Consider the following 24133-nt stretch of genomic DNA (forward strand, 5'->3'; position numbering starts at 1 on the left):
TAATGTAGCTCTGATTTGGTTTTTGTTTATTTAACCACTAAACATTCTTACCAAAATAACCTACGAATTTACGAGTAAGGAGCTAGTTTCGTTCATGATAACTCGACGCTTTACGCGTCTGTGGGGTCTCATCGAGGCCTTTATTCCCGCAGGAGTCTTCGTGTATTTCCTCCGCTGGTAACTATAAAATTTTTGTAATTGAGAAGGTAACCGAACTATCTTGTTTTGAACAAGTTATGGTTCGGTTTTTATTTGCAATCATTATCCATTGTCCAAGCTCTTCATTTTAATCCATTACACTCTTTAGAAGTCTATCATCATTCTTAGCTGGATTACCTCTTCCGTCCGTATTATTCGTAATAAAATATATCTCACCATTATCTATTAATACATCTCGAATGCGGCCATTCCCATCTATTAAAATAGTGGCTTCATTTGTTTGTAAATCAAACTTTCTTAATGCCTCGCCACGTAATGTTGCAATATACAAACTTCCATTATCGTATGCTATACCACTAGGTGCCCATGTGTTTCCGTTTGTATGATAGAGTGGTGTTTCCATATTTTCTTGCTGTTCATCCCCTTGGATGAATGGCCATCCGTAATTCCTACCTGGTTCAATTCGATTTATTTCGTCATGTGCACTTTGACCATGTTCTGTTGCATATAATTTACCTTCTTCAGTCCATGCAAGCCCCTGTGGATTACGGTGACCATATGAATAAATATAAGAATCTTGAAAAGGATTATCAGCTGGTATGGAACCATCTAGCTCCATCCTTAATATTTTTCCAGACAACTCATTAATATTTTGTGCAGAATCGGGATTTGCTGCATCTCCTGCTGTGACGTACAATTTTTGATCTGACCCTATTTTTATGCGACCTCCATTATGAATGTCCGCTCCAGGAATTCCTTCTAATAATACATCTACTTCTTCCCATGAATTATCCTGTTTTTCGATACGAATAACCCGATTTTTCACTTTTCCTTGTTCCTCATATGTATGGTAAGCATAAGCCTCTAAGTTAGTATTTGGAATAAGTTCTAAGCCTAGAAATCCACCTTCTCCACCTGTATACAGTTTCTTTTGCAATTGTACAGGTAAGCGCATTGCATCACCTGTCTCCGTATTAATGGAAACGATGGTTCCATGACGTTCACTAATATAAAAAGTGGTTTCTTTTTTTGTGATTGCCCATGGAACATGTAAGTTTTCAGCAATTTGGTTATTACTGACGCCAACATTTACTGGAATATCTTGATTATCTTCCGGTGTTGCATCGTTATCATTACCTGAACATCCTACTAAAAATAATACGATGAAAATAAGCCAATATATTTGTTTCTTCATTTAATCACCTCCCATACTACTAAGTTATACCCGATTTCCTATTACTTGTTACAGAATTCTAGGATTTTTTTATTGTGAAATAGACATTAGTCTGGGTACATCGGACAGTTAACTGAACGCGACAGACAGTATTCACTTGGTCTTGGACAGTATACTCTGCTCGACAGACAGTAATCACGCATACTGTCATAATAAAAAAACGAGCTGAATCATCAGCTCGTTCCGTTCTCAGAAGTTATCCTCTTAGCTCCGCTCCTGCTTTATCCTTTACAGCGGCAAGTACTTTGTCATGTGCACGTACTACTTCTTCATCTGTAAGTGTTTTTTCAGGGTCGATATATGTTAAGGAGAATGCAATAGATTTCTTACCTGCTTCCATCTTTTCACCTTCATAAAGGTCAAAGACATGAACAGATTTCAATAGTCGACCACCAGCATCTTTAATAATATTTGTTAACGTACCGGCAGTTACTCCCTTATCCACTACTAACGCAATGTCTCTAGAAATCGATGGGAATTTAGGAATTGGAGTGTATTTTAATTCCAGTAATTGTGTATTGAATAATGGACTAGCTTTTACTTCAAATACATATGTGTTTTTCAAATCTAATTCTTTTTGAACAGTTGGATGGACTTGACCAGCGAAACCAATTACTTCTCCATCAAATAAAATTTCTGCAGTTCTTCCTGGATGCATACTATCCAATTGGGCTGCACGCCATTCTATATGAGAAGCAATATCTAATTTTTCAAATAAGCCTTCTAATATTCCTTTTACTACATAGAAATCAACTGGTTTCTTCTCACCTTGCCATGCATTATCCACCCATAGGCCAGTTAATGCACCTGCAATATGTTCACGTTCTTCTGGCTGCACATTTTCCCCTTGACTCAAGAATACAGAGCCAATTTCATATAATGCGATAGAATCATGTTGGCGAGCAACATTATAAGAAATTGATTCTAATAACTGAGGAATAATACTAAGTCTTAAACGACTGCGTTCTTCACTCATCGGCATTGCTAGTTTGACTGGTTCACGACTTTCAATTGCAAAGTGCTGTGCTTTTTCTTCACTTGTTAAGGAATATGTTAGTGCTTGATAAAGCCCAGCTCCTTCTAAAAATCCTTTTGCAGTACGACGCTTCTCTTGTAAACTTGTTAAACCACCAGCAGTAGCTGAACCTTTAGGCAATGTTTTTGGTAAATTATCATAACCATATAATCTAGCTACTTCTTCTACTAAGTCCTCTTCAATCTTAATATCACCACGACGAGTCGGTACAGTAACTGTAAAAATTCCTGCTTCTACTGTTGCATGAAACTGTAGTCTAGCAAAAATCTGTAGCACTTCTTCTTCTGTAATATTGGTGCCTAGTACACGATTAATTTTTTCTAATGAAATAGAAATGACAGCAGGTTCAACTGTTAAATGATCTGCTTCCACTCTACCACTTAGCACTTCACCACCCGCTAGTTCAGCGATTAATTGTGCAGCGCGTTCTGCTGCAGGGCGTACTCTGTTTGGATCCACCCCTTTTTCATAGCGACTGCTAGCTTCACTACGTAAACCATGGTGTTTAGAAGTTGCACGAATCGACGGGCCAGTAAAGTATGCTGATTCTAGAAGAATAGTTGTAGTATCATTACTCACTTCAGAATCAGCTCCCCCCATTACACCTGCAAGTGCAACTGGGACGTTACCATTTGTAATAACTAACTGATCCTTCGTTAATGTACGTTCCACATCATCTAAGGTTGTAATTTTTTCCCCTTCATGTGCATGGCGAATGACAACTTCCTTCGAACCAAAGCGGTCATAATCAAAAGCATGTAGTGGTTGACCATATTCTAATAAAATATAGTTTGTAATATCTACTACATTGTTATGTGGTCTAATACCCGCTGACATAAGGCGAGTTTGCAGCCATAGTGGAGAAGGACCAATTTTCACGTTTTTAATTACTTTAGCTGTATACAGTGGGTTATCTTGCTCCGCTTCTATTTTAACAGATACGTAATCTGCTGCTTTTTCAGATGAAGTTGCACCAGCTAATTCTGGTAACTTCACTTCTCTTCCTAGAATAGCTGCTGTTTCATAAGCAACACCTAACATACTTAAAGCATCTGCACGATTTGGTGTTAAATCAAGCTCTAATACTTCATCATCTAAATTTAGTAATTGAAGAGCATCTGCGCCAACTTCCGTTTCTGGAGGGAAATTATAAATTCCATCTGCAAATTCTTTCGCAACAAGCTTTCCTTCAATCCCTAGTTCTTGTAAGGAACAAATCATACCATTGGAAACTTCACCGCGTAATTTTGCTTTCTTTATTTTAAAGTTCCCTGGTAGCACAGCTCCAACTTTTGCAACTGCTACCTTTTGTCCTTTTCCAACATTTGGTGCACCACAAATAATTTGAACAGGCTCCTCTTCCCCAACATCAACTAAACATTTATTCAATTTATCTGCTTCTGGGTGTTTTTCGCATTCGAGAACGTGCCCAACAACGACACCTTTTACGCCATTGCTTAATTGCTCAACACCGTCCACTTCAATTCCACTTCTAGTAATCTTCTCTGCTAATTCTTCGGCAGTGACTCCTGTCAAATCGACATAATCCTGCAGCCATTTATATGAAACAAGCATTATTAATACCTCCCGTCATTATTCTTGAACTGAAAATTGTTGTAAAAAGCGAATATCATTCGTATAGAAGTGACGAATATCATCAATTCCATACTTCAACATCGCAATTCGTTCTGGTCCCATTCCAAATGCAAAACCTGTGTACTTTTTAGAATCAAACCCTGCCATTTCTAGTACGTTTGGATGAACCATTCCTGCACCAAGAATTTCAATCCAACCTGTTTGCTTACAAACTCGGCAGCCGTCTCCCCCACAGATTTTACAAGAAATATCCATTTCTACAGATGGTTCTGTAAAAGGGAAGAAGCTTGGACGAAGGCGAATTTCGCGATCTTGACCGAACATTCTTTTCGCAAATACTTCCAATGTTCCTTTCAAGTCACCCATTGTTATATTTTCATCAATTACTAGACCTTCAATCTGTGTAAATTGATGAGAGTGAGTTGCGTCATCATTATCACGACGATACACTTTACCAGGACAAATAATTTTCACTGGTCCTTTACCTTCATGTTTTTCCATTGTGCGTGCCTGTACTGGTGATGTATGTGTACGCATTAGAATGTCTTCTGTTATGTAGAAGGAATCTTGCATGTCTCGAGCTGGATGACCTTTTGGCAAATTCAATGCCTCAAAGTTATAGTAATCTTGTTCTACTTCAGGACCTTCAGCGATTTTATATCCCATACCAATAAATAAGTCTTCAATTTCTTCTATAATTTTAGTTAATGGATGCTTACTACCAGTTCTAGCTGGACGACCTGGAAGTGTAACATCAATTTTCTCAGCTTCTAATTGTTTTAACACTGCTTCTTCTTCAAGTGCTTGTTGCTTCTTCGTAATTTCCTCTGTAATTGATTCTCTAATTACATTTACTAGTGCCCCCATTTTCGGGCGCTCTTCTGCTGATAGTTTCCCCATTCCACGTAACACTTCTGTAATCGGTCCTTTTTTACCGAGATACGCAACGCGGACGTCATTTAATTCTTTTAGATTTGTTGCAGCTTTTACTTTTTCTAAAGCTTCTGTTTGTAGACTATTTAATTTTTGTTCCACTTGTAAAACCTCCTTCTAAATTTTGCCAAATAAAAAAAGCCCATCCCCCAAAAAAGGGACGAGGCTTTGGTCGCGGTACCACCCTTATAAACATTTACATGTTCACTTCATTGGAATAACGGCATTGCCGGGGTATCTTTACACTAATCAATATTAATGGTCCCGATACCGACTCAGGAGGTGAACTTCACCTAGATTCCACTGCAAATGCTCACAGTCAAAGGCATTTACTTCCTTAAAGCTTTCTCTGGTTACTTTTCTCCGTCATTGTCATTTCATTTATTCAGATAATCACATTATAGACGTTCTAAAGTGTGATTTCAAATTTATTTGCGTAAATGGTACATTAAAATACCAGCAGCAATTGCAACATTTAATGATTCACTCTGACCGTATATAGGTATATACAAATTTTGAGTTGTCTGTTGTAGGATTTCTGGATGAACTCCTGCACCTTCATTCCCCATAATTAATGCAAAGGAATCAGATGGATCTACATGTTTAAATGGTACTGCATTTTCCAGTGCTGTACCATAGATAGGAACCCCTGCAGTTTTTAGTTTCTTCATCCAATCAAATATATTTCCAACCTCTGTTTGGATGTGAAAATGACTACCTTGTGCAGAACGAATTACCTTTGGATTATATAGATCTCCAGACCCTTCACCAAATATGACAACATCTACTCCTGCAGCATCCGCTGTTCTAATCATGGTCCCAATATTTCCTGGATCTTGTACCGCATCAAGTAGTAAAAAACGTTTATATGAATTAATATCTTTCGTTTGATTCTTTTTACGACATACCGCAAAGACACCTTGAGATGTTTTCGTAGTAGAAATAACTTTACTTACCTCCGGTGAAACTGTAGTGATGTTTCTTCCACTTTGTAGCCAATTGACAGGTATCTCAATACCCTCCTGAATCATTAATTCGAGTATATCATCCGTTTTTAACGCTTCTTCTATTAGATGTGATCCTTCAATTATGTAAGTTCCTGTAATATCACGTTCTTTTTTTAGTTGTAACTTTTTCCAGTCTTTAACCTTTTGATTTTTTGTTGATTGAATATGTTCCACAACTTCAATTCCTTTCCTACTACATATCATGTGTGTAGTTGCAAAGCCAAACGTTTACTATAACTCTAATTTCACTTCGTTAAAGAGTCACTATTGCTTTACTAATATTATACATATTTTTTTATCTTTGCGAAAAACTAACACTGTATGATCTGAAAAGGAGCTGAAATTATGAATTTAAATTTACGTAAAGCCATTATTGCTAATGTTTCTGGAAATTCTCAAGAGCAGCTAAAAGATACAATTGTAGATGCTATTCAACGTGGAGAAGAAAAAATGCTACCAGGATTAGGAGTGCTTTTTGAAGTCATCTGGGAACATGCAGATGATCAAGAAAAGAGTATGATGCTTGAGACATTGGAAGATGGATTAAAATAATACATAAAGTCCCAAGTTTTTCACTTGGGACTTTTATTGTTTTAAAAAGACCTCTTTTACGGGATCTTCGATGAATATTATTTAGATTTTGCAAGTATTCTTCCCAATAAAAATGCTAGTAAGCTAGCAATTAAAGCAATTAATATACAAGTGATGGAAAGGGTAAAATTATCAGGATTCTCAAAAAAATACTTAATACTATATAAAGGTCCTATTACAAGGAAGATTGCTGGTAACGTAAGCAATATGAGTGACTCAATATAATTCCCTAATAAGAATAATACAAGTCCTATCCCCCAAAAGATTAGAATAACGGCAATATAGCTATATTTCTTTTTCCTTCCCATGACAAACGAATAGGCGAACCAAATGAGGATTAATAAAATCGATGATAGCGCCTGCAATAAATTCGGTTGTCCACTTTTAGAGAACACCTTGAAATTAATAATAATAAATGGAATTGCAATGATAACTGCATATAATAAATTTAATAAAATAAATTTAATTTTATCTCTCATAAACTCTGCTGCCTTTCTATCAATCTAGTGATTTTATCATATCATATCAAAATTTGTAATGTAAACCGTTTTCAAAATTGTGCCTAGCTCAGGAAGATTTGATAAAACGATTAAAAAAAACCGAAAATCAGTGAAGATTTTCGGTTCAACTTATTAATCAAATGTAATTTTATCAACAGTCTCACGATCAAGTCTTTTTACAACTTCTGTAATTAACTTCACTGCATTTTCAAAATCATCACGATGGAGAATTCCTGCGTGAGAATGGATATATCGAGTAGCAATTGTAATGGCAAGGGATGGTGCCCCTTCACCTGCTAAGTGTGTGGACCCCGCATCTGTCCCTCCACCAGGAATTGCATCAAATTGATAAGGAATATTCAATTCATCCGCAACATTTGTCACAAGATCACGCAATCCTTTATGAGATACCATCGATGCATCATATAGAATTATTTGTGGGCCATCTCCCATTTTACTCATTGCTTCTTTTTTACTTATTCCAGGAGTGTCACCTGCAATACCTACATCAACAGCAATGGAGATATCTGGTTGAATTTTATTACTTGCCGTTTTAGCACCACGTAATCCAACTTCTTCTTGAACAGTTGCCACACCATAAACAACGTTATCATGTTTTTCATTTTGTAAATTCTTAAGTACATCAATTGCAATCGCACATCCAATACGATTATCCCATGCTTTTGCAAGCAACATTTTATCGTTATTCATGACAGTGAATTCAAAATAAGGAACTGCCATGTCGCCAGGGCGAACTCCCCACTCTAATGCTTCTTCTCGGCTAGAGGCACCAATGTCAATAAACATATCTTTAATATCAACCGGTTTTTTACGAGCTTCTGCAGACAATATATGTGGCGGTTTAGAGCCAATGACTCCAGTAATGTCCCCTTTAGATGTCACTACTGTAACTCGTTGGGCAAGCATAACTTGAGACCACCAACCACCAACTGTTTGAAAACGCAGGAAGCCTTTATCATCGATTTGCGTAACCATGAAACCAACTTCATCTAAATGACCAGCAATCATAATTTTAGGTCCATTTTCATTTCCTGATTTCTTTGCAATTAAGCTTCCTAATCCATCTGTTTCCACTTCATCTGCATAAGGTGTTATGTATTTCTTCATTACTTCTCTTGGTTCATGCTCATTTCCTGGAATTCCTTTAGCATCTGTTAAATCTTTCAACATCGTAAGTGTTTCATCAAATTTTGGCATGTTGTGCCTCCTTATAACTTTCATTTCCCACTTTTCATTCTATACATAATATGGATTTTACATCCACTAATATCCCTCTTGTTGCCGTTTAAAGTTCACTTCATTTTTTGCTTTATAAGCTGATTGAACATCATCAATTGAAAAACCAAGAGATTGTCCAAGAATGAAGTATTGTCTTAATAATTCCTCAAAACTTTCGGCTGATCGGTGTAGTCGAAGTTCTCCAATAAGATGATATATCTTAATAAAAGATTGAACTAAGTCTTCATTACCTTCTGTTGATACAAGTGAAATATCACGCTCTGAAAAGCTAAGTTCTAGTCCGATAGAAAGAATAAAATGTACCCCATCAACAAATTCTTCTAAAATTATGTCTGTTTCTGACGCTGGTTTCTTGCTCCAGAATTTAAAACATCTTGTCTCATTTGCAAGTTCACCGATTTCCACAAGTAATGCCAATATTTTCTTTTCCACTAAGTCTTCATTTTCTAAACCATGCTCTCTTTCAATGTACTGATCTAATTCATGTTGCATTGCAAACCATTCTGTTAATGTCATATAGATCCCTCCTAAAAAAAATTATATCAAATAACGAAACTTTTTCATCTTTCAAACGTATAGGAGGTAAATATTCATTTGGGAGGTCGTCTTATTATGGCCCTTCTGCTAAGAATCGCTATTTTCGGATTAATTATTTACCTCATTTATAAAATTGTTAAATTTTTGCTTGATGCAAAACGTAAGCTCGAAACCGCACATGAACAAAAGAAATATTTTTTCTACGATGTTCGGGAAAATATTCGAAAAAACTTCCTCATTACTTATAATGGCGTAATGTTTGAGGGAGAGAAATATTTAGGCACAACTGATAAATCGTTTGAAGTTGTATCTATTTTTATTTGGCCACATAACCCTGATTTACTTCATGGTCTAAGCTACGATGATTTTATCTTTATGGAAAATGAAATTAAGCTGAGGTATCCGAACGCGGAAATTGATTGGAAGAGCCCAATAAAAGAATTATTGGCAAAAAACAAGAAATGAGTCCCATTTGCGGGACTCATTTTTTATGAAGTTTGTTTGGATTGAACTTGATCTGCGAAGAACTCACTCCAAGTAACAGTGGCAATTTTTTCACGAAGTAGGTAAAACAATACAAAGAGGGATAAGATGATGATGATAGCCATTCCTGGTGAAAACCGTGTTATGAATTCGCCAAAGACTGTATAGAAAAATGCGAGAGGTAAATTAGTTGCGAATGAACCTTTCATAAACCCTTTAAAATCCGGACGACGTTCAAGTAAACATAGGTTCAATAATTGATAGTGAAAAAAAGGAATTAGACGTAATACTGCAATTTGACCCACTGTCATTTTGTTATAGCGACCAAACCAATTATATTTTATATTCATTAATCTTGCATGGGTTTTTGGCATTTTTCCGATACAAAAATAAAAAATAGCAGATAATAGCAACAGTCCAATCATGGAATAAACCGTTCCGAGTAAACTTCCGAATAATATACCCCCAGCCATACAAACCATCACTACAGGTATGAACATAAATTGTCGTAGAACATGGAAAAAGATAAACATAAAAGGAGCTAAAATACCGGTTCCTTCCACTAGAGCAAGCATTACCAAGAGCTCGTCATTCAATGTGACCACCTTCCTTTTTGTCTAATTCCTCCATGGAATCCACAATTTTTTCCGCCAAGTTACAATGTCATTAATTAATCCTATTAACATTGTATTTACTTATGTAACTAGTTATGACAGACGGCCAAGCACGTAAAAGTAAATTAGGAAGTCCAAAATTGCAACGGTCGGTAATCCATATTTGAATAAAAAATGTTTTGTTTTATGTCGGTATTTCTTCATACCGATTGTTAATCCTGGTGCTGCACCAACGAATGCAAGTAGCCACAGCTTCTTCTCGCTTATTCTCCAATCCCTTTTTCGAGCCCTTTGCTTATCCTGTTTCATAGTGAAGATGCCAATAATATTAATGATAATGAAATAAAAACTTAATATTGCCTTTATCATTCTCTATCCCTCTTTTCAAAAAAAGAGGCTTTTCCAACTTAAAGTGGAATAGCCTCTTTCTTCATTCAAATTATAGAGCAGCTTTTGCTTTGTTAGCTAATTCTGCGAATGCTTTTTCGTCAGATACTGCTAGTTCAGCAAGCATTTTGCGGTTAACTTCAATGCCAGCTTCTTTCAAACCATGCATTAAACGGCTATAAGAAAGACCGTTCATACGAGCAGCAGCATTAATACGTGTGATCCAAAGTTTACGGAAATCACGCTTTTTGTTGCGGCGATCGCGGTATGCATAATTGTGAGATTTCATCACTTGTTGCTTAGCAACTTTAAATAATCTATGTTTAGAACCGTAGTAACCTTTAGCTAATTTTAATACTCTCTTACGACGTCTGCGGGTAACTGTACCGCCTTTTACACGTGGCATATTAATTCCCTCCTAATATCTCTGTTATTACTTAAGATTGTCTAGCAAGTGGCGGATGCGGCGGAAATCACCTTTAGATACCATTGCTGATTTACGTAGTTTGCGCTTTTGTTTTGTAGATTTATTTGCAAACAAATGGCTTGTATAAGCTTGTGAACGTTTCAGTTTACCAGAACCTGTTTTTTTGAAGCGTTTTGCTGCGCCGCGGTGTGTCTTCATTTTTGGCATAGAGTTTTCCTCCTCAAAACATTACTTTTCATTTTTTGGTGCTAAAACTAAGAACATGCTTCTACCATCCATTTTAGGATGTGATTCAATTGTAGAAAGATCTGCACACTCTTCTGCAAATCTATTTAATACACGTTGACCAATTTCTTTATGAGTAATGGCACGTCCTCTAAAACGAATCGAAGCTTTCACTTTGTCTCCTTTTTCAAGGAATTTGCGACCATTGCGAAGCTTTGTATTGAAATCATGCTCATCAATTGTAGGACTCAAACGAACTTCCTTCAAATTAATTACTTTTTGGTTTTTGCGTGCTTCTTTCTCTTTCTTCTGTAGTTCAAAACGATGCTTTCCATAGTCCATAATACGAGCTACAGGCGGTTTTGCGTTAGGCGCTACAAGAACAAGATCCAGATTTACACGCGCAGCCATTTCTAGTGCTTCATTGCGGGATTTAACCCCCAATTGCTCACCATTATGATCAATAAGACGAAGTTCACGGGCACGAATGCCTTCATTTACCAACATATCTTTGCTAATAGTTAGCCACCTCCAAGGTTTTTTCAAGGAATACATTGTTTGGAAAAAGTCAAGCTAAAAAGCACAATAAAAAAGTGCGGAGCATATAGCACCCGCACTGCATTCACGCACAATAGTGTAAGAATGAATGACAATTCATATCCATAGCCTGTCAACTGCATTATCGCGTCAATCAGGCGAGAAGCGGGTAGCTCCTTCTTCCATAAACGAGTATTCAATTACCTTAGTTACTTTATCATAGAAAGTCTGATGTGTCAATGTTGAATCCTTTTCACAACGTTATTCATCATATCAAATTGAAGATAAATAATCAATGATTTTCTTAAAAATGTTTAATTAAACAAAAGCGGGAAAAACTTTGAGTACAAGTAAAAATGCGGAAAGAGCCTGCTAATGGAGAGAAGGCTCCTTTTCCAGTCTGTTGTATAAACCTTCATGAACAACGAAGTTTGGACAAACAAAAACAAATATTTGGAGGGAAAACAATGAAGAAGTTATTTATGATTATTTCTGTCCTTAGCATTATTGGTCTAGCAGCATGTTCCGATGACCCTTCTATCGATAGTCATCCGAAAGAACAACTTAATCCTCAACATGAAGAACAAAATGCACCTCCACCAGATCCTACTGGAGACATGTCACATGAAGGTGAGATAGCTGACGATAAAGATTCAGCTGCTAAAATGGATAAACTAAGTTTTTCGAAGTTTGATTTAGAGGTAGAATATGCGGTGGATAAAGAATATGACTTTGATTATGAGGAAAAGGACGACGATGGCGATTATAAGGCTGAGCTTTATGATTCAATTCACGATACAAGATTATATGGGATGGAAGCATTTAATGCATTATATTCTTTAACCGAGGAATTACATTTTGATGAAAATACTCCGAAAGAGGAAATAATACAACATATCCTTGAGCGTTTTAATCTTGATCAAGATTATTCAAGCTTTGAATTAGAAATTAAATTTAAAAATGGAGCAAAAATAGATATTGAAGATAAGTAACTAGTTTGTGAATAAGTGTAGCGATATGACTGGTTCTATTAGACATTTTTTTGGGGGATAATTAGGAAAATGTTGATTAGATGGGGGCTATTGGACTTTTCGTACTAAGTTGATAATCAAAGTGTCGATTGGGATGTTTCTATAAGACATTTCGCTTTTGGTTTCATGTAAAAATTGTCCATTAGAACACTCCTATTGGACATTTCAAAGCCTGATTCACATTCAAATTGTCCATTAGAGCACTTAATTAAATCAAAGTGATTTCGACTATAAAAATAAAGGCAGGAAATAAGTAATCTACATCACTTACTTCCTGCCTTTTGGATTTCATTACATAGTTATTGAAGTTTTTTATAAAAAGCTAACTTCTGACTTCAGCTGTTCTATAAATTCTTTGAATGGAACTGTCTCGGATTTTTGTTCTCCGTATTTCCTTACGTTTACAGCTTCTTCCTTAATTTCATTGTCTCCAACGACAAGCATATAAGGGATTTTCTGCATTTGTGCTTCCCTTATTTTATATCCTATCTTCTCATCCCGTTTATCCATTTCAACGCGGAAGCCAGCAGCCTTTAAGTTTGTAACTACTTGTTTAGCATAATCAAAATGAACATCAGGAGATACTGGAATTACTTGCACTTGAACTGGTGCTAGCCATGTTGGGAATGCACCTTTATACTCTTCAATTAAGAACGCAACAAAACGTTCCATTGTTGACACAACACCACGGTGGATAACTACTGGACGATGAAGTTTTCCGTCCTCACCAACATAAGTCAAATCAAATTTCTCTGGAAGTAAAAAGTCAAGCTGAACAGTAGATAATGTTTCTTCTTTTCCTAATGCTGTTTTTACTTGAACATCCAGTTTTGGACCATAAAATGCCGCTTCACCGTCTGCTTCGAAGTACTCAACACCAAGATCATCCATTGCTTCTTTTAACATCGCTTGTGCTTTATTCCACATCTCATCATCATCGAAATACTTTTCTTTATCTTCAGGGTCACGATAAGAAAGTCGGAATGAATAATCATTAATCTTAAAGTCATCATATACTTCTTTAATCAATTCTACTACGCGAATAAATTCATCTTTGATTTGGTCTGGACGTACAAAGATATGAGCATCATTCAATGTCATTCCACGAACACGTTGTAATCCAGATAGAGCTCCAGACATTTCATAACGATGCATTGTACCAAGCTCTGCAATTCTTAGCGGTAATTCACGATAGCTGTGAATATCATTTTTATATATCATCATATGATGCGGACAGTTCATCGGACGAAGAACTAGTTGCTCATTATCCATTTCCATGACAGGGAACATGTCTTCCTGGTAATGATCCCAGTGACCACTTGTTTTGTATAAGTCTACACTTCCCATAATTGGTGTATATACGTGATCATAGCCGAGCGATACTTCTTTATCTACAATATAACGTTCAATCACACGTCGGATTGTAGCACCTTTCGGAAGCCACATTGGCAACCCTTGGCCAACCTTTTGAGAATTTGTAAATAGGCTAAGTTCTTTCCCTAACTTACGGTGGTCACGTTCTTTCGCTTCTTCGAGCATTTTCAAATGGGCTTTAAGATCCTCTTTAGTGAAAAATGCTGTACCATAAATACGTTGAAGCATTTTGTTTTTACTATCTCCACGCCAGTATGCACCAGCAATACTTAATAATTTAAATTCTCTAATTTTCCCTGTTGATGGTACGTGAACACCACGGCAAAGGTCAGCAAAATCCCCTTGCTCATAAATTGTTACTTTTTCGTCAGCAGGAATCGCATCAATTAATTCTTGCTTATATTGATCATTAGCGAAAAATTCTTTTGCTTCATTACGAGTTACTTCTTTACGTGTAATCTCAATATTTTCATTGATGATTTTTTTCATTTCTTTTTCAATAATTGGTAAATCTTCTGGTGTAATTGCATGGTCGAGATCCATATCGTAGTAGAAACCATGTTCAATTACAGGACCAACACCAAGTTTCACATCTGGATAAAGTCTCTTTACTGCTTGTGCCATTAAGTGCGCAGTACTATGACGCATAATCTCTAGTGCTTCTTCACTACCAGATGTAATAATTTCTATAGATCCATCTGCATCAATGGGAGTTCTCAAGTCAATTAGTTGCCCATTATGTTTACCCGCTATAGCTTTTTTCCTAAGACCAGGACTTATCGAAGCTGCGATATCTTCTGTTGTCGTTGTTTTAGGAAACTCCTTCACATTACCGTCTGGAAACGTAATTTTAAGTTGCTCCGACATTGCATTTCACTCCTTCATTATTTGTAAAATAAAAAAGCCCATCCCTGGAAAAGGGACGAGCTTAATACACGTGGTTCCACCCTAGTTTATATGTTGACAAAAAGACAACATAACTTGGATTATTATAACGGAAATAGTCCGCCAATCAATACTACACAAATTCATTGTGATTCATGATTGGAGTTCAAAGGTGGTAAGTATTCTGTTCGTATTAGGAAGTTCTCAGCATTTCTTCCCTCTCTGTAAATCGTGGCAGAAAACCCATGTCCTTATCATAACTTATTAAATGTAAGATTATGTAGGATATTATAGCTGTTCCATTTGATAAAATCAAGGGTTTTGGGAGTATGCCTCAGATAATGCATAGAAATGCTGAGGAGTGAAAATAATTAAGCGCTCTTCAAATATATTTTGTAATGTTCTTATCAATGGTTGGTCTTCATTTTCCGTATATAAAAATACTTTGTTTGGTGCTATGGATAATAGTGGAGCAATGATTGCGGAGTCTACATAAACAGGATGGTTGGACAATAAGCGACGATCAATTAATTCATGGAGCTCCTCTCTCGTCATTTCTGTTAAACTTTCATCATAAAAAATCGTAGAATTAGTAAATAGTACATGAATGATATTTTTTTGTGTCGGTCGCTTACGTAAATATTCTCTCAACATATGCACAAACATTTGATAATCTTGTTCCATCTTATATTCATCTATTGCAATTGCTAAATAGTTCGAAACATGTTCATAGTATTTTTTTAATCTAAACCGAAGAAATGAATCAAACGAAACCGTCCCATTAAAGTCTAGTAAATCCATAACCGCTTCACTAATAATTGCATTCTCATCAAACTGACCAGCCAAGGAAGTTAGCTCAGGACGCTCACCTAAAAACATCTCACTTACAATTTCTAAAATTTCGTTACGTTCTTCCTCATTTTCAAATTTATATGTTTCATACAAGACTCTATTTATCCACTCATTACGTTTTTCCTCTTGAATATATTGAATGAAAGCTGATAAGTATCGGTCTTTTTTCGTTAATAATTGTTGAAAAGAATATATAAATTGGTTGCGTCGTTCCATGAAGGAATCTTGCAAACCATTAGCTGATAAGAAAATTTTAAATCGAATTGCTTCCTTAATGGATGTAAACATTAATTCCAAGCTTGCCCCCCCTTTCTCTATATTGATACATATATATGAGAAAGTAGTAGGACTAGACCAAAGAATTGATGTTTCATATATAAAAATAAGTGAATCAATATATATAGTTCATTTCTCTTCTTTATGGAAAATATTCGCGATGAGTTTGGCTAGCTGCTTCTTGCCTTAAGGGACTTATTGTCACGCAATCCCACAGGAGCGACAAAAACGTTTGCAATAAAGTAAAGAAAGCTTTAAAATTCTCGGTCTAGGACAATAACCTTACTTATCCAATGAAAAAGAGCCTCCAACGAGATATATTATATCTTCTTGGACAGCCCTTATTTTATAATCAAGTATGTCTTCTATTTGGTCCATCTACTTTAATTGGGATGGATAAATATTTAATACGCTCCATGATTCGCGCAGCTTTCATCTGTTCCTCTTCTCCACGTTGGGAATAAGTAAGGTGATGCTGCAGTGCGTTAAAATCAAAATTAGATGTGAAAAAGGTTGGTAACTGCTCGTGCATACGGAATTGCAAAATGGAGCCAAGAATCTCATCCCTTGTCCAACTCGACATTGCTTCCGCACCAATATCATCCAGCATTAATACTTTCGCTGTTTTTACTACCTCTAATTTTTCATTTAATGTTTGATCTCCAAGAGACTGTTTCATTTCTCTTAAAAATTCTGGCACATAGACAATTAACGAAGGTATTTCTTTTTCTGCAAGTTGATTTGCAATTGCACCAAGTAAATATGATTTTCCAACCCCGAAACTACCATGCAAATATAGTCCCTTCATCTGAGTATCATCATTATAAGTTGATGCGAATTGCTCTGCATATTCGAATGCATTAATTCTCCCAGGACTATCAAGTGAAAAATCAGCAAAGGATGCTTGTAAAATCTCTTTTGGCACATAAATACTCTTTATTAATTTCTCTGTCTTCTTCCTCTCATCATCCATAATCTTCGTTGGACAAGGTCGGTATTGGACTTCAATTGAACCTCTTACAAGTGCAATAACAGGTTCATAGCCCTTCATCATATTTTTACATCCATCTAAGTTCGGACAATTAGAACAGCTTTTTGTTTGGGAAGCATACTCATATAGCTTCATTAACCCTTTTTCAATCATACTTTCATTTATTTCATATTGATGTTCTTGTAAGAATGCTTGAACATCTGGATTATTCAATATTTCAGATTTCATCTCTTCATATCGTTGTTGAAAGTTTTGTGAATTTGAAATTCTACTTAATGTCCGATTAATTCGTTCCACCTTTTTCACCTCCATTTTTCTTATATTTTTGTTGAATCGCTTCTAATCTACGTCTTCTTTCTGCAAAATCTGTTGTAGTTTCTTCTTGTTGTGCAGGAGTAGCCTGATTTTGACTTGCCATAAACCAATCCGGTAGTTGCTCAGTCCGAATTGCTTTTTTGCGTTTTTGGGTCGATTCCTTTTTACTATTAGCCCATTCTTGGTATTGACGATGTTCTTTAAGTGCAAGCTCCATTGCTTCCTTGACAGTAGTCACTTTTTTCCGTGCCCAGTGGGAAGCAATTTTCTCCAAATAACTTTTTGACAATTTCATATCTGTTTTTAACATTACATAGTGGATCATTACATTTATGACACCTGGTGGTAATTTTTGTTGGAACATTACTTCTTCTATCGCTTGTAAATCTGACATAGAAGGTTCCGTTCCTTCTCCTAAGTCGATGAGGAACTGACGTGGAGAGATGGATTCCAAATAAGCTATTAGTCTATCTTCTTGCGTTACTGGTGGTTGTAGTGACTCACGATTAAAAACTGGCTGCGAACGATCCACCAATTGAGGTAACTTCCCATCATGTTCCACCTGAAACCAATCGCGTGCAGCCTTTCTCATCTCTTCAATATCAATCTCTTGTTCAGCTGTTAAACTAGATAAGACAATTTTTTTCATATCTACAGCATTAATGGAATACAAATACGCAAGTTTAGCTATTGCTGCTCTTACTTCTTTTGTAAAAAGTTTTCTAGGCACCATCACTTCGGATAGCCCCGAAAACAATAAATCAAAATCGAACTCACTCTCTGCAATCTCAATAAAACTTGCCTTTTCTCTGCGGAAGAATTCTTTTCCTTCCTCTAATGCTTTTACTTCTCGTACATCTATATTTGTTAAGGAACTAGCTCCTAACGACTCAAATACATCTTGAAAATCGCGAGTGATATTATGAAATTGTTCTGTATCCAGTTTATTATCGGATAATCCTCGCTTTAATCTAGAAAAATGCGACTGACCCAGCTTTTGATATAGATAAATGTTCAACATTCCATCAGAAAAAAACTCATCAGCTGATAAAGGTGGGTTTAATTCATATATAAAGGATCGAGATTGTTCTTCATTCTTTATATATGTATTTAATAATCCAATGCCTTCAAGTTTTAATCGCGCATGATAGATTTCTTCCAAGTTTATCGATAATTCGTTCATTAAGTGATAATGATTCCATTCTTCCGACCAAATACGATTATTCTCAATTTTATTGAACAATGTAATATAAAAACTAGTACATATCGGCCCCATAAGTGGTTGATACAATGTTGTAATGATTTTCAAATCATGTGAATGCAATATTCCATTCATCGTAATTGTAAAGGAATCAACTGGCTGTACTTCATTCCAATATTGCTTCATGTTATACACACTTTCATTAATCTTTTTTGATTAAATCTTTCAATTCATCCAAAAAGACATTAATATCCTTAAATTGACGATAAACAGACGCAAAGCGGACGTAAGCAACTTCATCTACCTTTGCTAATTTATCCATCACTAACTCACCAACAATTCCTGAATTAATCTCAGCTTGTCCTAGACTTCGTAATTCACGTTCTATATCGTGAGTTATTTTATCAAGTTGATCTAAAGTTACTGGTCTTTTTTCGCAAGCACGAATAAGCCCTCGTAATATTTTCTCGCGGCTAAATTCTTCTCTCGTTCCTTCTTTTTTCACAATAATGAGTGGTGTTTCTTCCACTCTTTCAAATGTTGTAAAACGGTAAGAACATTTCTCACACTCACGTCTTCTACGTATGGACCTAACTTCATCAGCAGGCCTTGAATCAACTACTCGTGTGCCATTATGTTGGCAGGACGGGCATTTCATCGTATCAGCTCCGTTCATTGTGCTTTTTTTCATTATACATTACTTTAAGGAGAAGTAACAAAAGATATCATGTGAAAATGAGAAATAGAAGCAGTAAAAAACTGCTTCTTAAGGTACTAATTTCCATTTTTCAATTAAGGCATTTATTTGGTTTTTTGTATTCTCTATTGTGCCATTATTATTAATTACTACATCTGCCATTTTCACTTTCTGTTTTAATGGCATTTGTGATTTTATGCGAGCATCTGCTTCAGGTTCAGATAAATTATTACGTTGCATTAAACGCTTCTTTTGAACATCTTCATCTACATAAACAACTATTGTTCTTTCCACTAAATGAGTAAGATTGCTCTCAAATAGTAATGGAATATCATAGATGATTGTTTGTTTTCCAGCAGTAATGGCTTCTTGTTTCCATATGTTCATGCGCTCTCGGACTGCAGGGTGAACAATTTCATTTAAGACCTGTCTCTTGTCATCATCATGAAATATTATGGATCCAAGTTTTTTTCGATTGATTGTTTTATCCTCATGCAAAATGTCCTCTCCAAATGCAGTCACTATTTCTTTATAAGCTTTCTCACCTGGCTCAACTACAACTCGTGCTGCAATGTCTGCATCAACAATATAGAATCCATTATCTTTTAGAATATTTGATACGGTACTTTTTCCACTTGCAATACCGCCAGTAAGTCCAATGATGGTTGCCATAATTAGTGCCACTTCCAATTACATTTTTAGTAAGCCAATCAATATTAATAATACACCAGGCATAAATGCTATTTTTTGCACCCAACTTGATTTAGATAATATTTTCCCAAGGTGAAGACCACCTGTTAAGAATATACAACTCATACATGCGGCCGCAGTAGCTAAAAATATTGGAGAAAAACCAAGCATCGCTGCCCCAATACCTGCTCCGAATGCATCTAATGATAATGCTGTTCCTAACATAAGAGCTTCTAGTCCAGTAATAGTACCTGAACGATCGAAGTCAGCATGTGTGGGCTTTTTTAAAATTTGAATTACGATACCAAGGGACGTAATTTCCCATTTTAAAACTAATTTTTCATGTGTTAAAGGCTCATCCTTTTCTGTTCGGAAGAATTGGAACACAACCCATGCTCCAATTAAAATCAATATACTGCCACCTATTCTTCTTGCTACAACCTCTGAAAGAACTTGCAAAATTAGTTGTCCAGCAAGCATCGCAATTGCTAATGAAACCGCCGTACATAGCGCAATAATTAAAATTGATTTCAGAGGAATTTTCATCTTCCTAAGTCCATATACAAGTCCAGTACTAAAACTGTCTAGACTTACTGCGACAGCGAGTAGCAGCAATGTTAACGAGTAGCCCATCTCCAAACCCCTTCCTCATTAGCAGTTGATAAATCAGTATATGAGGAAGAAAGATTGAACGTTAATACAGTTAAATTTTTTGACAGTTAGGACAGAAATGAGTCCCTCGACCAGCAGCTTTTATTTTTTCAATTTGCTCACCACATTGTAGACATGCTTCACCTTTCCTACCATAAACAAGCAATTGCTCTTGGTAAGAGCCGGTTAGACCATGTGAATTCATATATGTGTTTACAGAACTCCCACCTACTGCAATTGATTCTTGTAATGTTGCAGCTGCTTGTTCACGAAGTCTTGCTATTTCTTGATCAGTTAGTGACTTCGCTTTCCGTTCGGGATGAATTTCTGCTCTGTGTAGTACTTCATCTACATAAATGTTTCCAAGCCCAGTTACGATTGTTTGATCCAGTAGTACGGCTTTGATGATTCTTTCTGTTTTAGCAAATTTTTCTTTCAAGTAGTTTGTCGTAAAGCTCTTGGAAAAAGGTTCTGGACCTAACTTAGATAATGGTGGAACCGTCTCTTCTGTTCCCTTTGTAAACAAGTGCATGGTGCCAAATTTTCTCACATCACGATAACGTAATTCCGTTCCATCTTTAAAGTGAAAGATAATATGTGTATGTTTATCTTTTGGATCGTCTTCGTTTTTTAAGCGATAATTACCCTCCATCCGCAAATGGGATACGAGGGCATAATCATCTAAAATAAAAATGAGGAATTTTCCTTTTCGATTTACATCTATAATCGTTTGTCCTTGTAATGCGTCCTGAAATTGTTCGTATTCCAGAGGATGCTGGATAATTTTTGGCCAACCTACTGTTACTTCTTTGATTGTTTTGCCTACAACCAGTTCGACGAGTGTTTTTCGGACTGTTTCAACTTCTGGCAGTTCTGGCATATCCCCATATCCCCTTTTGCTTTTTATTTTGCATCATACCAAGTTGGACCATATGAGTATTCTACTTTTAATGGTACGGATAGTTTTAATGCGTGTTCCATCACATCCGGAACGATTTCTTTCAATTTTTCGATTTCATCTTCTGGTGCTTCGAAGATTAGTTCATCATGTACTTGTAGTAGCATCCGTGTTTGTAATCCTTCTGTTTCTAACCTTGCTGCCATGTCGATCATTGCTTTCTTAATAATATCTGCAGCACTACCTTGAATTGGTGTATTCATAGCAGTTCTTTCTGCAAAGCTACGCAAATTAAAGTTACGACTCGTTATTTCAGGTATATATCTTCTTCTGTGCAACAATGTTTCGACATACCCCTTGTTTCGAGCATCTGCAACAATGTCTTCCATATAATTTTTTACACCTGGGAAACTTTCTAAGTATCGATCAATAAATTGACCTGCTTCCTTGCGCGTAATTCCTAAATTTTGCGATAGCCCATAATCACTAATTCCGTATACAATTCCGAAGTTAACTGCTTTAGCTTGTCTGCGCATTTCACCAGTAACTTCCTCCGCCTCTACATGGAAGACATCCATGGCAGTCTTCGTATGGATATCCATATCTTGTGTAAAAGCTTCCTGTAAGTTTTCATCATTGGCGATATGTGCTAACACTCGTAATTCAATTTGTGAATAATCGGCAGCAAATATGACCCAGTTGTCTTCAGAAGGAACAAATGCTTGACGAATTCTGCGACCTTCCTCCAAGCGAATCGGGATATTTTGCAAATTAGGATCAATCGAGCTTAGACGCCCAGTTGAAGTTAGAGCTTGATTAAAGCGAGTATGAACTTTGTTTGTATCTTTATGAACGACCTTAAGCAATCCTTCTAAATATGTTGACTGTAATTTTCCAAGTTGACGGTAATTTAATATTTCCCGAATAATTTCGTGCTCATGCTCTAGTTTTTCTAATACATCAGCAGAAGTGGAATATCCTGTCTTTGTTTTCTTTATTGCAGGCAGACCCATTTTTTCGAATAAAATGACCCCAAGCTGCTTCGGAGAATTAATATTAAACTCTTCTCCTGCCAACGCATATATTTTAGCCTCAATTTCCTTTAGACGTCCTGCCAACTCTGTCTTCATCGTTTCAAGGCGCTCTACATCTACTTTCACGCCAGTATACTCCATTTTAGCCAAAATAAGTGCAAGCGGTAATTCTAGATCATAAAATAACTCTGTTTGTTCATTTTGGTCTAATTCTTGTAAAACTTTTTCGTACAGTTCTGAAATAGCAGCTGCTTTTCTTGCTAGATGTTCTGATAGCTCGGCCTCTTCCGCTAGCTTTCTCTTCGCACCTTTTCCATAAACAGCTTCATCAGTTTTCACATTTGTATATTGATGACGTTTTGCAACACCTGCAAAATCTTCGATTGATTCAGATGGATTCAACAAATAAGAAGCAAGTAATAAGTCAAAATCAATACCTCGCAAATGTATTCCACGTAATTTTAAGGAAACAATCGAGCGCTTTGCATCATACACTCGCTTTTTCTTTGTTTCATCTTCTGCCCAGTTTTTAAAAGCTTCGGATTGTTGTGCTACTTCAAGTGGTAAATAAAAGTTTCCATTTTCATTCGATAATCCGATGCCTACAATTTCACCTGTTTGGTAATTGTCTTCTAATATTTCGATGTAAAGGGCAGATTCGTCAGCCAGCATATTTTCAGTGATTTCATCTGCCTTTTCAAAAACTATTTCATTTACTTCTTCTATTGCAATATCTTCAGCTCCATCTAGCTTCTCTAGTAAGGAATTAAATCCTAACTCTTTAAAAATAGCTGATAATTTCGCTACATCATAGCCTTCGTATAATAATTCATCTACGGTTACCTCGACTGGAGCTTCCTTCGTAATTGTTGCCAATTCTTTACTCATTACTGCTAGTTCTTTATGCTCTTCTAGCTTTTCTTTTAATTTTTTTCCACTTACTTTATCAATATTTTCAAGTACATTTTCTACTGATTGAAATTCTTTTAATAGCTTGATGGCTGTTTTCTCCCCAACACCAGGAACTCCGGGAATATTATCAGATTGATCTCCCATTAAACCTTTCATATCGATAATCTGTTCAGGTGTTAGTCCATATTTTTCTTGAATATGATCAGGTGTGTATTGTTCTACATCTGTAATTCCTTTTTTCGTAATAGAAACGGTTATTTTATCCGTACTTAATTGAGTTAAGTCTTTATCACCTGAGACAACTTGTACATCAAAACCTTCTTTCTCTGCCTTGGTTGCAAGAGTTCCTATAATATCATCTGCTTCATAGTTTTCTAACTCATACCGTTTAATTCCATATGCGTCTAAAAGTTCGCGAAGGAACGGAAATTGTTCTGATAACTCTGGTGGAGTTTTTTGGCGACCACCTTTATATTCCTTAAACGTAGAGTGGCGGAATGTTGTTTTTCCGGCATCAAATGCAACAAGAATATGTGTCGGCTTTTCATCTTCCAACATTTTCATCAGCATTGTAGTAAATCCATATACTGCATTTGTGTGTATACCTTTGTCATTATTTAAAAGTGGTAATGCGAAGAAAGCTCGATATGCGATACTATTTCCGTCAATTAACATTAATTTCTTTTTCAAAAAGAATAACCTCCCATTGGAGCAAATTCGTCCATTTGATTTATCTTTTATTTTATCAGAATGATGATCGAAAGGGAAAATAATGGGGTATTTCGAAAAAGATTAGTGGA

At 36.1% G+C, this 24133-nt stretch carries 24 protein-coding genes and 3 other annotated features; of the genes, 3 read left to right on the plus strand and 21 right to left on the minus strand.

The genetic code is table 11. The annotated features are described in order from the left end of the window. Positions 1 to 286 precede the first annotated feature (286 nt). The 4 genes from ACFPM4_RS06190 to ACFPM4_RS06205 all read right to left on the minus strand — a co-directional run bounded on the left by ACFPM4_RS06190 (position 287) and on the right by ACFPM4_RS06205 (position 6139). On the minus strand, positions 287 to 1354 hold the full coding sequence (locus tag ACFPM4_RS06190) for a PQQ-dependent sugar dehydrogenase (RefSeq protein WP_382349097.1): 1068 nt from the start codon (positions 1352 to 1354) through the stop codon (positions 287 to 289). Between the two features lie 235 nt (positions 1355 to 1589). Continuing rightward, complete coding sequence (pheT, locus tag ACFPM4_RS06195) at positions 1590 to 4004, minus strand: phenylalanine--tRNA ligase subunit beta (RefSeq protein WP_382349100.1); 2415 nt, start codon at positions 4002 to 4004, stop codon at positions 1590 to 1592. Positions 4005 to 4022: 18 nt separating this feature from the next. Continuing rightward, a complete protein-coding gene (gene pheS, locus ACFPM4_RS06200) occupies positions 4023 to 5060 on the minus strand; it encodes a phenylalanine--tRNA ligase subunit alpha (RefSeq protein ID WP_382349103.1) in 1038 nt (345 codons plus the stop codon). A 51-nt stretch (positions 5061 to 5111) separates the two neighbouring features. Continuing rightward, positions 5112 to 5337: a binding site (T-box leader), on the minus strand. Between the two features lie 49 nt (positions 5338 to 5386). Further along, positions 5387 to 6139: a TrmH family RNA methyltransferase gene (locus ACFPM4_RS06205; protein WP_382349106.1), complete on the minus strand. Its 753-nt coding sequence runs from the start codon at positions 6137 to 6139 to the stop codon at positions 5387 to 5389. A 171-nt stretch (positions 6140 to 6310) separates the two neighbouring features. Between ACFPM4_RS06205 and sspI the strand changes: the two genes are divergently transcribed. Further along, on the plus strand, positions 6311 to 6517 hold the full coding sequence (gene sspI, locus ACFPM4_RS06210; RefSeq protein WP_144927730.1) for a small acid-soluble spore protein SspI: 207 nt from the start codon (positions 6311 to 6313) through the stop codon (positions 6515 to 6517). Between the two features lie 77 nt (positions 6518 to 6594). On the opposite strand, the gene ACFPM4_RS06215 is transcribed toward sspI, so the two are convergent. From ACFPM4_RS06215 to ACFPM4_RS06225, 3 genes are all read right to left on the minus strand, one after another. Then, positions 6595 to 7035: a hypothetical protein gene (locus tag ACFPM4_RS06215; protein WP_382349110.1), complete on the minus strand. Its 441-nt coding sequence runs from the start codon at positions 7033 to 7035 to the stop codon at positions 6595 to 6597. A gap of 153 nt (positions 7036 to 7188) precedes the next feature. Beyond that, positions 7189 to 8274, minus strand: a complete 1086-nt coding sequence (locus ACFPM4_RS06220; RefSeq protein ID WP_382349113.1) for a M42 family metallopeptidase — start codon at positions 8272 to 8274, stop codon at positions 7189 to 7191. A gap of 66 nt (positions 8275 to 8340) precedes the next feature. Then, positions 8341 to 8832 (minus strand): dUTP diphosphatase, encoded by a 492-nt coding sequence (locus tag ACFPM4_RS06225; protein WP_382349116.1) that lies wholly within the window; start codon positions 8830 to 8832, stop codon positions 8341 to 8343. A gap of 96 nt (positions 8833 to 8928) precedes the next feature. Between ACFPM4_RS06225 and ACFPM4_RS06230 the strand changes: the two genes are divergently transcribed. Continuing rightward, complete coding sequence (locus tag ACFPM4_RS06230) at positions 8929 to 9318, plus strand: sigma-w pathway protein ysdB (protein WP_144924199.1); 390 nt, start codon at positions 8929 to 8931, stop codon at positions 9316 to 9318. A 23-nt stretch (positions 9319 to 9341) separates the two neighbouring features. Here the strand turns inward: ACFPM4_RS06230 and ACFPM4_RS06235 are convergent, their stop codons facing one another. The 5 genes from ACFPM4_RS06235 to infC form a co-directional block, all read right to left on the minus strand. Further along, the gene (locus ACFPM4_RS06235) at positions 9342 to 9932 is read right to left on the minus strand and encodes a TVP38/TMEM64 family protein (protein WP_382349119.1); all 591 of its coding nucleotides are present in this window, start codon (positions 9930 to 9932) and stop codon (positions 9342 to 9344) included. A gap of 111 nt (positions 9933 to 10043) precedes the next feature. Continuing rightward, positions 10044 to 10319: a DUF1294 domain-containing protein gene (locus ACFPM4_RS06240; protein WP_186324748.1), complete on the minus strand. Its 276-nt coding sequence runs from the start codon at positions 10317 to 10319 to the stop codon at positions 10044 to 10046. Positions 10320 to 10389: 70 nt separating this feature from the next. Beyond that, on the minus strand, positions 10390 to 10743 hold the full coding sequence (rplT, locus tag ACFPM4_RS06245; protein ID WP_144924000.1) for a 50S ribosomal protein L20: 354 nt from the start codon (positions 10741 to 10743) through the stop codon (positions 10390 to 10392). Positions 10744 to 10770: 27 nt separating this feature from the next. Next, the gene (rpmI, locus tag ACFPM4_RS06250) at positions 10771 to 10971 is read right to left on the minus strand and encodes a 50S ribosomal protein L35 (RefSeq protein WP_144924003.1); all 201 of its coding nucleotides are present in this window, start codon (positions 10969 to 10971) and stop codon (positions 10771 to 10773) included. A 21-nt stretch (positions 10972 to 10992) separates the two neighbouring features. After that, the gene (gene infC, locus ACFPM4_RS06255) at positions 10993 to 11496 is read right to left on the minus strand and encodes a translation initiation factor IF-3 (RefSeq protein WP_222125513.1); all 504 of its coding nucleotides are present in this window, start codon (positions 11494 to 11496) and stop codon (positions 10993 to 10995) included. Positions 11497 to 11570: 74 nt separating this feature from the next. Further along, positions 11571 to 11714: a sequence feature (ribosomal protein L20 leader region), on the minus strand. A gap of 279 nt (positions 11715 to 11993) precedes the next feature. Here infC and ACFPM4_RS06260 point away from each other — a divergent pair. Then, positions 11994 to 12518 (plus strand): YusW family protein, encoded by a 525-nt coding sequence (locus tag ACFPM4_RS06260; protein WP_144924009.1) that lies wholly within the window; start codon positions 11994 to 11996, stop codon positions 12516 to 12518. A 351-nt stretch (positions 12519 to 12869) separates the two neighbouring features. Here the strand turns inward: ACFPM4_RS06260 and thrS are convergent, their stop codons facing one another. The 9 genes from thrS to polA form a co-directional block, all read right to left on the minus strand. Next, positions 12870 to 14798, minus strand: a complete 1929-nt coding sequence (gene thrS, locus ACFPM4_RS06265; RefSeq protein WP_382349126.1) for a threonine--tRNA ligase — start codon at positions 14796 to 14798, stop codon at positions 12870 to 12872. Positions 14799 to 14846: 48 nt separating this feature from the next. After that, positions 14847 to 15083, minus strand: a binding site (T-box leader). Positions 15084 to 15128: 45 nt separating this feature from the next. Next, positions 15129 to 15956 carry a putative sporulation protein YtxC gene (locus tag ACFPM4_RS06270; protein ID WP_382349420.1) on the minus strand — a complete coding sequence of 276 codons (828 nt, stop codon included), beginning with the start codon at positions 15954 to 15956 and terminating at the stop codon, positions 15129 to 15131. Between the two features lie 340 nt (positions 15957 to 16296). After that, positions 16297 to 17232 (minus strand): primosomal protein DnaI, encoded by a 936-nt coding sequence (dnaI, locus tag ACFPM4_RS06275; RefSeq protein ID WP_318281039.1) that lies wholly within the window; start codon positions 17230 to 17232, stop codon positions 16297 to 16299. Then, on the minus strand, positions 17219 to 18637 hold the full coding sequence (locus tag ACFPM4_RS06280) for a replication initiation and membrane attachment family protein (protein WP_382349130.1): 1419 nt from the start codon (positions 18635 to 18637) through the stop codon (positions 17219 to 17221). Before ACFPM4_RS06280 ends, dnaI begins: the two co-directional genes overlap by 14 nt. A 16-nt stretch (positions 18638 to 18653) precedes the next feature. Further along, on the minus strand, positions 18654 to 19109 hold the full coding sequence (nrdR, locus tag ACFPM4_RS06285) for a transcriptional regulator NrdR (RefSeq protein WP_144924205.1): 456 nt from the start codon (positions 19107 to 19109) through the stop codon (positions 18654 to 18656). Positions 19110 to 19217: 108 nt separating this feature from the next. Further along, positions 19218 to 19820 carry a dephospho-CoA kinase gene (gene coaE, locus ACFPM4_RS06290; RefSeq protein ID WP_144924025.1) on the minus strand — a complete coding sequence of 201 codons (603 nt, stop codon included), beginning with the start codon at positions 19818 to 19820 and terminating at the stop codon, positions 19218 to 19220. Between the two features lie 18 nt (positions 19821 to 19838). Continuing rightward, positions 19839 to 20471, minus strand: coding sequence for a sporulation membrane protein YtaF (ytaF, locus tag ACFPM4_RS06295; protein ID WP_144924028.1), 633 nt, complete (start codon positions 20469 to 20471; stop codon positions 19839 to 19841). A 70-nt stretch (positions 20472 to 20541) separates the two neighbouring features. Next, the gene (mutM, locus tag ACFPM4_RS06300; protein ID WP_382349134.1) at positions 20542 to 21369 is read right to left on the minus strand and encodes a DNA-formamidopyrimidine glycosylase; all 828 of its coding nucleotides are present in this window, start codon (positions 21367 to 21369) and stop codon (positions 20542 to 20544) included. A gap of 23 nt (positions 21370 to 21392) precedes the next feature. Further along, complete coding sequence (polA, locus tag ACFPM4_RS06305; protein WP_382349137.1) at positions 21393 to 24023, minus strand: DNA polymerase I; 2631 nt, start codon at positions 24021 to 24023, stop codon at positions 21393 to 21395. Positions 24024 to 24133 lie beyond the last annotated feature (110 nt).

This window comes from Lederbergia graminis (genome assembly GCF_042655485.1).
In the GTDB taxonomy this organism is placed as follows: Bacteria; Bacillota; Bacilli; order Bacillales; family Bacillaceae_C; genus Lederbergia; species Lederbergia graminis.